7 protein-coding genes are annotated in these 8,784 nt (G+C 63.1%); 2 read left to right on the top strand and 5 right to left on the bottom strand.

The genetic code is table 11. From position 1 onward, the window contains the following. The first annotated feature begins 326 nt into the window (after nucleotides 1-326). Nucleotides 327-1,241, top strand: coding sequence for a UTP--glucose-1-phosphate uridylyltransferase GalU (galU, locus tag EOA36_RS18645; protein ID WP_189343710.1), 915 nt, complete (start codon nucleotides 327-329; stop codon nucleotides 1,239-1,241). Between the two features lie 158 nt (nucleotides 1,242-1,399). On the opposite strand, the gene EOA36_RS18640 is transcribed toward galU, so the two are convergent. Beyond that, entirely contained in the window at nucleotides 1,400-3,184 is a 1,785-nt protein-coding gene (locus tag EOA36_RS18640; protein WP_167531298.1) for an outer membrane beta-barrel protein, read from the bottom strand. Between the two features lie 248 nt (nucleotides 3,185-3,432). Between EOA36_RS18640 and EOA36_RS18635 the strand changes: the two genes are divergently transcribed. Then, on the top strand, nucleotides 3,433-4,434 hold the full coding sequence (locus tag EOA36_RS18635) for a KpsF/GutQ family sugar-phosphate isomerase (RefSeq protein ID WP_127278885.1): 1,002 nt from the start codon (nucleotides 3,433-3,435) through the stop codon (nucleotides 4,432-4,434). Between the two features lie 203 nt (nucleotides 4,435-4,637). On the opposite strand, the gene EOA36_RS18630 is transcribed toward EOA36_RS18635, so the two are convergent. The 4 genes from EOA36_RS18630 to hemH all read right to left on the bottom strand — a co-directional run bounded on the left by EOA36_RS18630 (nucleotide 4,638) and on the right by hemH (nucleotide 8,515). After that, nucleotides 4,638-5,102 (bottom strand): NfeD family protein, encoded by a 465-nt coding sequence (locus EOA36_RS18630; protein ID WP_127278884.1) that lies wholly within the window; start codon nucleotides 5,100-5,102, stop codon nucleotides 4,638-4,640. 14 nt (nucleotides 5,103-5,116) lie between these two features. Then, entirely contained in the window at nucleotides 5,117-6,067 is a 951-nt protein-coding gene (locus EOA36_RS18625; protein ID WP_127278883.1) for an SPFH domain-containing protein, read from the bottom strand. 121 nt (nucleotides 6,068-6,188) lie between these two features. After that, nucleotides 6,189-7,400, bottom strand: coding sequence for an FAD-dependent oxidoreductase (locus EOA36_RS18620; RefSeq protein WP_127278882.1), 1,212 nt, complete (start codon nucleotides 7,398-7,400; stop codon nucleotides 6,189-6,191). Nucleotides 7,401-7,453: 53 nt separating this feature from the next. Next, nucleotides 7,454-8,515, bottom strand: a complete 1,062-nt coding sequence (gene hemH, locus EOA36_RS18615; protein ID WP_127278881.1) for a ferrochelatase — start codon at nucleotides 8,513-8,515, stop codon at nucleotides 7,454-7,456. Between the last annotated feature and the right edge of the window lie 269 nt (nucleotides 8,516-8,784).

The raw sequence follows: 8,784 nt of genomic DNA, 5'->3' as shown, positions 1-8,784 counted from the left end.
CCGGCGACCCATTGCCGGAACCCGGCGTCGGCGAAGGCCGGCCCGGTGGGAATGAGCAAAGCGAGCGAGAGGCTTGCGGCCGTCATGACGCTGCTGAAACGTTTTGCGGCATTGCGAACGGACATCTTTTCCTCCTTCTTTGTCTCAGGAAAGACCATTCATCGCCGAACCGGGTTAGGAATTAGTTTACCATAGGCGTCGCCTGGAACGAAAAGACACCTCGATGCTTTAACCGGTGGAAGTTTCCCTCAGCCGCTCCAGTAATCTTCAATTCCGGCGTGAAAATGTCGCGAGACGGGATTGCGGAGCCGGCCAGCAAACGGATAATTGGAAGCATGAAGAGAGTTCGCAAGGCAGTTTTCCCGGTCGCCGGCCTCGGCACCCGGTTTCTCCCGGCCACCAAGGCCGTTCCCAAGGAAATGCTGACCGTCGTCGACAGGCCGGTCATCCAGTATGTCGTCGATGAGGCGCGCGAGGCGGGCATCGAGCATTTCATCTTCGTCACCGGCCGCAACAAGGCGGTCATCGAGGACCATTTCGATATCCAGTTCGAGCTCTATGACACGCTGGCACAGCGCGGCAAGGACGAGCAGCTTGCCCGCCTGCAGCGGCTGCAGCCGGCGCCGGGCCAGACCAGCTTCACCCGCCAGCAGGTGCCGATGGGTCTCGGCCATGCTGTCTGGTGCGCGCGCGAACTGGTCGGCGACGAGCCGTTCGCGCTGTTGTTGCCCGACATGATCATGCAGTCGGAGAAGAGCTGCACGAAGGCGATGGTCGAACTCTACGAGGAAACCGGCAACAACATCATCGCCGTGCAGGAATGCGACCCGGCGGAGGCTCACAAATACGGCATTGTCGGCCGCGGCGAAGACACCCATCACGGCTTCCGCATCACCGAGATGGTGGAAAAGCCGAAGACCGGCACAGCGCCCTCCAACCTCTACATCAACGGCCGCTACATCCTGCAGCCGGAGATCTTCAAAATTCTCGAAGGCCAGGAGAAGGGCGCCGGCAACGAAATCCAGCTCACCGACGCGATGCTGAAGCTGGAAAAGCAGCAAGCCTTCTACGGCTATCATTATCAGGGCCGCACCTTCGATTGCGGCTCGCCGGAAGGTTTTGTCGAGGCCAATGTCGCCTTCGCGCTGTGGCGCAACGACATGAACCAGAGCATGGCCGGCGTGATCCGCACGCTTCTCGACGAGATGAAGCCATCAGAACGGCGCGGAGCAGCGTTTTAAGCCCCATACTTTCGTCATCCTCGGCGAAGCAGGAGCCAGAGAGATGCTCCAGGCCTATCACCGCAGAGGCGACCCATAAGTCGCTGCATGGATCCTGGGGTCTGCGCCGGGTCGCTTCGCTCCTTGCTACGCCCCAGGATGACGAAGTGCATACGCGTTCAGCGCTGCACTTTCATGCCGAGGTAGATGCTGTTGGCGGTGTAGTCGCGGCCGGGCAGGTTGCTGGTCAGCTTTTCGGTTCTTACGCGGGTGGTGAGGCCGGCATAGCGGTTCAGCCACCAGGTCAGGCCGGCCTCGGCGCTCAAGATCCTGTCATGGCCGTCGATGCCGACATAGTCGCGCCAGTCCAGGCCCAGTGCCGCATTCGCGGTGAGATTGGATCGGATCACGCGTTCGCCCGTCAGGCGTCCGGAGTAGAGGATATCGCCGCTTTCGCCTGATGTGGTCGTGGTCTCGACAGTGGTCTTGCCAGTCAGGCCGATCGTGCTGCCGCGTTCGGGCGACCATTTTAGATCGGCATCGACGGTGGCACCCGAAATCGCTTCAAGGCTTTTGTCGTCGATCGCTTCCCTGAGCCAGCCGGCCGAGAATTCACCCGACAGCTTCTCGCCCATGTCGACTTGCAGGCCCGCGCGGGCGCCGAGGCGCGTCGAGGAGCGCTCGAAGCCTTCATCGTCGATGCGCTGGTCATAGGCCCGGCGGCCGACCTCGATTTCGGTGAAGGGCGTGAGCGCCGGGGAAATCTCGTAGCCGGTGCGCAAGGTTGCCGTGTAGAGCGTGTTGTCTTGATCCTTCTGCGACAGCGAGGTGCCGTCGGCGAGCTTGGCGTCACCGTAGAAGTCGTGTGAGACCGCCCCGGTCAACGTGTACTGCATCTTGCCGACGGCCTTCTCGACGCCGATGCTGCCATCGATCGTCTGCCGCAGCGGCTGGGTGCTGACGCCGGCAATGGCATCGGGCGAAGACGCCGATTCCGGCACGGCTTCGTAGCCGAGCTTGGCGATGGCGCGCAATTCCTTGTCGAGGTCGACATTGAGTTGGCCTTCGATGCGGCCCTGCGCATCGTGAACCGGGTAGCCCGACACGGTTTCGCGGAAATTGCCATAGCCGTCGATGGTCGCGGAGTTTTCGCGCCAGTCGGAAGCGGCGGTAAAGCGCAGCGCCGTCTCGGACAGCAGCGCCGACGTGCCGGCACTGCTCGAATCGCCGTTCGTCGTCGCCGTCAGCCCCTGTTCGATGGTCGGCCGGATGACGAAGGAGCCCCATTTGACACCGGTGGCGGCGAACGGATCGTCCTCGGGCTTCTTGTTCTGGCCTTCGATCGCAGCGGTGCGCTCGGCGCCGGCGTCGAGTTTCTGCCTGTCCACACTGTCGATGGTGAGTGCACGGCGGTTGGCCGCTTCCTGGTCCGCCGCGGTGTTGTCGGTATCGTCGGTCCTCGCCGTGGTGGTCGCCGTGGCGGTGGTGGTTGGATCCGTAGCCGCCGTGGTGCCCTTTTTCTTCTTGGACTTGTCGGCAGCCTTGTCCTTTGCCTTGTCGGCCGCGTTCTGCCTGGCGGCCGAAGTGCGGCGCGGCTTGGGCGGCGTCGGTGCGTCGGCGGAGATATCGTCACTGGCCTGGGGCGGGTCGAAGACGCTGGTGGTCGAGTTCGCGGCGTCGGTATCGTCAGGCACGGCACCGGCGCTGGCCGGCAGATAGGTGCGCGCCGACGCATCGTCCTGCGCGGCAGCATTGGCCGCCGCTTGCTGGGCAAGAACAAGGTTTCTTGCCTTGCGCTGCTGGTCGGACAGGATCGCCGATTCCGACACTTCTCCACGCAGTTCCGTTTCCTGGGCCTGGAGTGGCGCAGGACGCAGCAAGGCAAGGACGCTGGTCGCAAGCAGCAAGGCGCAGACCGCGTTGCCCCGTCGTCCTCTCGATTTTTCTGGCTGGACCCCGGACATCGCCACCACTGCTCGCGCGGCGCATGCGCGCCATACTTACCGAACCGTAAATGGGGATGGTTAACGGAGGGTTGAGGCCGCGCGCGTCCCCGGTTCAAACGCGATTTCCGCGGGCGACAATGCGGGTCCGCGTCGTGCCTTCCGTTTTGATCCTTGTCGTTGTCCCAAATTGCCGCACACATTCAGCCGTCATGCGGAAGGCCATTTCTGTTGGACAGGCGGGCGGCAAAGCGCTAAGCGCATCAGCCATGCATGCGAGACCTCTCGATAAGAAGCCCCTGGACAGGCAAGCGTCGATCGAATCGGCGCTGAGAACGGTGGCAACCGAGCAGGCCGGGATCGCGGCCCTTGCCGAGGCGCTCGAGAACGGACTGGCGGCACCCTTTGCCCATGCCGTCGACATGATCTCGAAGATCGAGGGCCGGCTCATCGTCACCGGTGTCGGCAAAAGCGGCCATATCGGTTCGAAGATCGCGGCGACGCTGGCCTCCACCGGCACGCCTGCCTTCTTCGTCCATCCCGCCGAGGCCAATCATGGTGATCTCGGCATGATCGCCAAGGACGATGCCATCATCGCGATCTCGTGGTCGGGCGAGAGCAAGGAGATGATGGGTATCGTCGCCTATTCCCGGCGGTTTTCCATTCCGCTCATCGCCGTCACCTCTGGAGAGACGTCGGCGCTGGCGCGCGCGGCCGACGTCGTGCTTTTGTTGCCACGCACCCCCGAGGCCTGCCCGCATGGCCTGGCGCCGACAACATCGACGCTGCTGCAGCTGGTCGTCGGCGACGCGCTGGCGATCGCGCTGCTCGAGGCGCGCGGCTTCACGCCGGACCATTTTCGCACCTTCCATCCCGGCGGCCAGCTTGGCGCCAACCTGACCATGGTCTCCGAGATCATGCGGGTCGGCGACCAGATGCCGCTGGCCGTCGTCGGCACCAAGATGCCGGAAGCGGTGATGACGTTGTCGCAGAAGAAGGTCGGCTGCGTCCTGATCGTCGACGCGAATGGCGAATTGGCCGGGATCATCACCGACGGCGATGTGGCGCGCAACCTGCACCGTAACCTGGCCGATGTCATCGTCGACGAGGTGATGACCCGCACACCCAAGACGGTCGACCCGCAGACGCTAGCAGGTACGGCCATCGCGCTGCTCAACGAGCACAATATCGGCGCACTGGTGGTGACCAGGAACAACATGCCGCTGGGCGTGGTGCATTTTCACGACCTGCTGCGCATCGGCGCAGCCTGAGGTGCGCTGATATTCAGGTGAGGTCGGCCTGCAAATGGCTGATCCCTGGGCTTCCCCGTTCTACTGCGTCGCAGTAGAACTGAGCTCGCGTACGAAAAGTACGCTCCGCTCCGGTTCTCGGCATCAGCCATTTTCGACTCGCCCTGACCTGAATCTCAGCACACCTGCGCGTCGGCGGCATTCAGGTAATGGCGAGCTGAAATTCAGACCTGCTCCACCGTCAATTCCAGATCGGTGTCGGCGGCGGCGGTGACGCGGACTTGGGTGCCGGCGGGCAGGTCCGGGCCGGAAACGCGCCACAGCGTGTCGCCGAGCTTGATGCGGCCACGGCCGTCGCGGATCGGTTCGGCAAGTGTCGCCATCCTGCCGATCATCTGCGCACCACGGCGGTTGAGTAGGGGCTGGTCGGTCGGCTGGTCGCGTCCGCCCATGAGTTTCTTGCCGACAAAGGCTGAAACCAGCGACAGCACGAGGAACAGCAGCACCTGGACCTGCCATGTCCAGATGGCGGCATCCCAGATCAGCAGCGACACCGCGCCGACGATCAGGGCGGCGATGCCGATCCAAAGCATGAAGAAACCCGGCGCGATGACCTCTACAACCAGCAGCACGAAGCCCAGAACCATCCAGTTCCACGGGCCGAGTTCAGAAACGATGCGGTCGATCATGAGCGTGGCCTATCTCAGTTTTCGGAGGGCCTGACGACAGGCGGACGCGCTGCCTGCCTTTGCGCACCGGTCGTGCCTTCGCTGCGGAAGACTTCCTTGGCGATCTCGCCGATACCGCCGAGCGTGCCGATCAGCGAGGAGGCTTCCAGGGGCATCAGCACGACCTTGCTGTTGGTGGCCGAACCGATCCTGGTCAAGGCCTCGGTGTATTTCTGGGCGACGAAGTAGTTCAGCGCTTGCACGTCGCCCTTGGAAATCGCTTCCGACACCACCTGGGTGGCGCGGGCTTCGGCTTCGGCGGAGCGTTCGCGCGCCTCGGCGTCGCGGAAGGCGGCTTCCTTGCGGCCTTCGGCTTCGAGGATCTGCGACTGTTTGAGGCCTTCGGCGGCCAGGATTTGCGCGCGCTTGTTGCGCTCGGCGGTCATCTGGCGGCCCATCGATTCGATCAGGTTCGCCGGCGGGTTGATGTCCTTGATCTCGACGCGGGTGATCTTGATGCCCCACGGATGCGCCGCTTCGTCGACGACGCGCAGCAGGCGCTCGTTGATGGCGTCGCGGTTGGACAACAGCTCATCGAGGTCCATCGAGCCCATTACAGTACGGATGTTGGTCATCGTCAGGTTGAGGATGGCGTTCTGCAGGCCGGCAACCTGATAGGCGGCCTGTGCCGCGTTGAGGATCTGGTAGAAAGCGATGCCGTCAACGCCGACGATGGCGTTGTCGCGGGTGATGATCTCCTGGCTCGGAACGTCGAGCACCTGTTCCATCATGTTCATCTTGGCGCCGATGCGGTCAACGAATGGTGTGATGAGGTTGAGGCCGGGGCTCAGTGTCTTGGTGTAACGACCAAAGCGTTCGACGGTATAGTTGTATCCCTGCGGAATTGTTTTGATGCCCTTGAACAGCACCAGCACGACAAGCGCGACCAGAACAACGACCGCAATATCGAAACCACTGAAATCCATTTGGTTCTCCCTCAGAGGCAGGCCGCGCGAGCCATTCCCACGCAGCCGACTTCACCAAAGACTTAAGTGTGTTTCAGCAACGTTACAATTAGGTGATGAGGGATTGTTTGCGAGTATGCACTCAGTGGTTGAAGGCAAACAGGCTTGCATCCGTGTCTTCAAGCCCGCGGATCGAGGCCGGAACGATCTCGGCAGCGATGCGCGAGAAGGTGATGCCGTTGCCGCCATAACCCATCACGGCATGGATGCGCGGATGCCTGGGAATGGCGCCGATGCAAGGGAGGCCAGTGGTCGTCGTGCCGAAGGAGCCGGTCCAGGCAAATTCGGGCCTGGTGTCGAGATGCGGCAACAGCCTGCCAAGCTTTTCGGCAATCCGTTCGCTCTTGTCGGGGATGAGTTCGTCTCGCTGTGTCTCGTCGACGAAATCCTCGTCCTCACCGCCGCATACGACCCGGCCGTCGGTGGTCGCCCTGACATAGAGGTAGGGATCCGACGCCTCCCAGATGAACGTCGCACACGGCCAGAGCTTTCGTGGCTGTGGGCGCGTCGCGATCGCCCAGGTCGAGATGATCTGGTGGGCCGCCGCCGGCACGATGTCGACCAGTTCGTAACCGGTGGCCAGGACGACATGCCGCGCCGTAATGGTGGGGCCGTCCCTGGTTGCCACGACCACCTCGTCGGCACTGTCCTTGATCGCCGTCGCTTCGACGGGCGTGTAGAGACGAGCCTTGCGCCCGAGCGCCTTGAGCAGCAGTCCTGCCGTCAACTTGCGCGGGTCGAGCGCGATGTTGCCATGGCTGAGAATGGCGCCATCGCGGTCGATGCCGAACGCCTCGGCGAGCGGCCGAGGGGTCAGATAGGTCGCGGCGATGCCAGCTTGCCGGCGCGCTTCGGCTTCCTCACGCAATTCCGGGGGGCCGAGCACAGTGCCGGCCAGATAGAGCGATTGGGTTCGGCTCAGGCCGCAGGTGATGCCGAGTTCGGTGACGCGGGCGGCGAGATTGGAAACGGCCAGCCGCGAGCGTCGCCAGGCCTGCCGTGCCTCGGCCTTGCCAATCATTCTCGACAGAATTGAAAGCGGCTGGTCGATTTCGAACTGCACCAGCGCCGTGGTTGCCGCCGTCGAGCCTTTCAGCGGTCCGCGGCGGTCGATGCACGCCACGGAGTGACCGTCCGCTGTCAGCGCCTCGGCCATCATGGCGCCGCTGATCCCCATGCCGATGATCAGCACATCGGTCTTGACGTCCCGGGTCAGACTGTCGGTCGGCACCGCGGGCGCGCGATAGGCCGACCAGACAGGCCGGCCGGTTCTGAGGTCGAGTTTGCGCGGCATCCACGTCTCCGGAAGGTGCGCGTCAACGCCCCGGAGTGGCGGTGGTTCCGGCGTCAGACCCAGCCAGACAGCTCGCGCCGTACCATCGCTTCGATCACCGCCATGCCTTCCGGACTGTCGTTGAGGCAAGGAATATGGGCGAATTTTTCGCCACCGGCATGATGGAAGGTCTCGGCAGCTTCGCGGCCGATCTCGTCCAGCGTCTCGATGCAATCGACGGAAAAGCCGGGATTGACGATGGCGATCGACTTGACGCCGTCCTTGGCGAGTTTCTCCACCGTCTTGTCGGTATAGGGCTGCAGCCATTCCTGCGCGCCAAAACGCGACTGGAAGGTGGTGATCAGCTTGTTCTCGTCCCAGCCGAGCTTTTCGCGCAGCAGCCGCGTCGTTTCCAGGCAATGCGCCTGGTAGGGATCGCCCTTGTCGGAATAGGGTTTCGGGATGCCGTGATAGGAGGTGATGACCACCTCCGGCTCGAGATCGAGGCTCGCCAGGTGTCGTTCGATCGAACTGGCCAGCGCCTCGATATAGACGGGCTCATCATAATAGGGCGGCACACTGCGGACGGCAGGTGCCGCGCGCATCTTCATCAGCGCCCGGAACAACTGGTCATTGGCGGTGGCCGTCGTCGTCGCCGAATATTGCGGATAGAGCGGGAATGAAAGGATGCGGTCGCAGCCTTGCGCGACCAGCCTTTCGACGACGCTTGATGTGGAAGGGTTGCCGTAGCGCATGGCCCAGTCGACGACCACGCCTGGCAGGCCGCGCAATGCCTCGGTCAACTTTTCGGATTGCGCGCGCGTGTAGGTGCGCAGCGGCGACTCGTTCCTCTCCCGGTTCCAGATCCTGGCGTAGTTGGCGCCCGACTTCTTCGGTCGCGTGGTCAGCACCAACCCGTAGAGGATCGGATACCAGATCGCTCTGTTGAGCTCGATGACACGCGGGTCGGACAGGAATTCCCGCAGATAGCGCCACATCGGCTTGAATTCTGTGCCGTCGGGCGTGCCGAGATTGACCAGCATGACGCCGACCTTGCCGGCCTTGGCCGGCGCGTGCCCCGTCGTCAGGCCGACCGGCTTGACCGTCTTGGGGTCGACAATATTGGTAGGCGTCATAAGGGTTCTCCGGACACGGCGTGAAACTAGCGATGGCGCGCTGGTTTTCAATGCTGCGTCTGGCCGCACCATACCGCCTTTACGGCCCGAAACGCGAACACCCACCAGGTTTCCCCGGCGGGTGTCCGCGCCGAAAGCGAAATGACCTTACTTCGCCGGGATGGTCAGGGTTGCGCCCGGCACAAGCCGACGCGACCAAGTGGAAACTCATCTATGAGGCGAACAAGGATCAAAGGCCGCATCGGCTTGTGCCGGGCGCAACCCTGACC

This window comes from Mesorhizobium sp. M8A.F.Ca.ET.021.01.1.1 (assembly GCF_003998025.1).
GTDB lineage: Bacteria > Pseudomonadota > Alphaproteobacteria > Rhizobiales > Rhizobiaceae > Mesorhizobium.
This window is presented reverse-complemented; position numbering and strand designations above follow the sequence as displayed.

What these genes read in the sequence shown, in the direction of transcription:
- EOA36_RS18625 (WP_127278883.1), bottom strand. Translation starts at nt 6,067, where the DNA reads ATGGATTTCAGTGGTTTCGATATTGCGGTCGTTGTTCTGGTCGCGCTT.
- EOA36_RS18640 (WP_167531298.1), bottom strand. Translation starts at nt 3,184, where the DNA reads ATGTCCGGGGTCCAGCCAGAAAAATCGAGAGGACGACGGGGCAACGCG.
- hemH (WP_127278881.1), bottom strand. Translation starts at nt 8,515, where the DNA reads ATGACGCCTACCAATATTGTCGACCCCAAGACGGTCAAGCCGGTCGGC.
- EOA36_RS18620 (WP_127278882.1), bottom strand. Translation starts at nt 7,400, where the DNA reads ATGCCGCGCAAACTCGACCTCAGAACCGGCCGGCCTGTCTGGTCGGCC.
- EOA36_RS18635 (WP_127278885.1), top strand. Translation starts at nt 3,433, where the DNA reads ATGCATGCGAGACCTCTCGATAAGAAGCCCCTGGACAGGCAAGCGTCG.
- EOA36_RS18630 (WP_127278884.1), bottom strand. Translation starts at nt 5,102, where the DNA reads ATGATCGACCGCATCGTTTCTGAACTCGGCCCGTGGAACTGGATGGTT.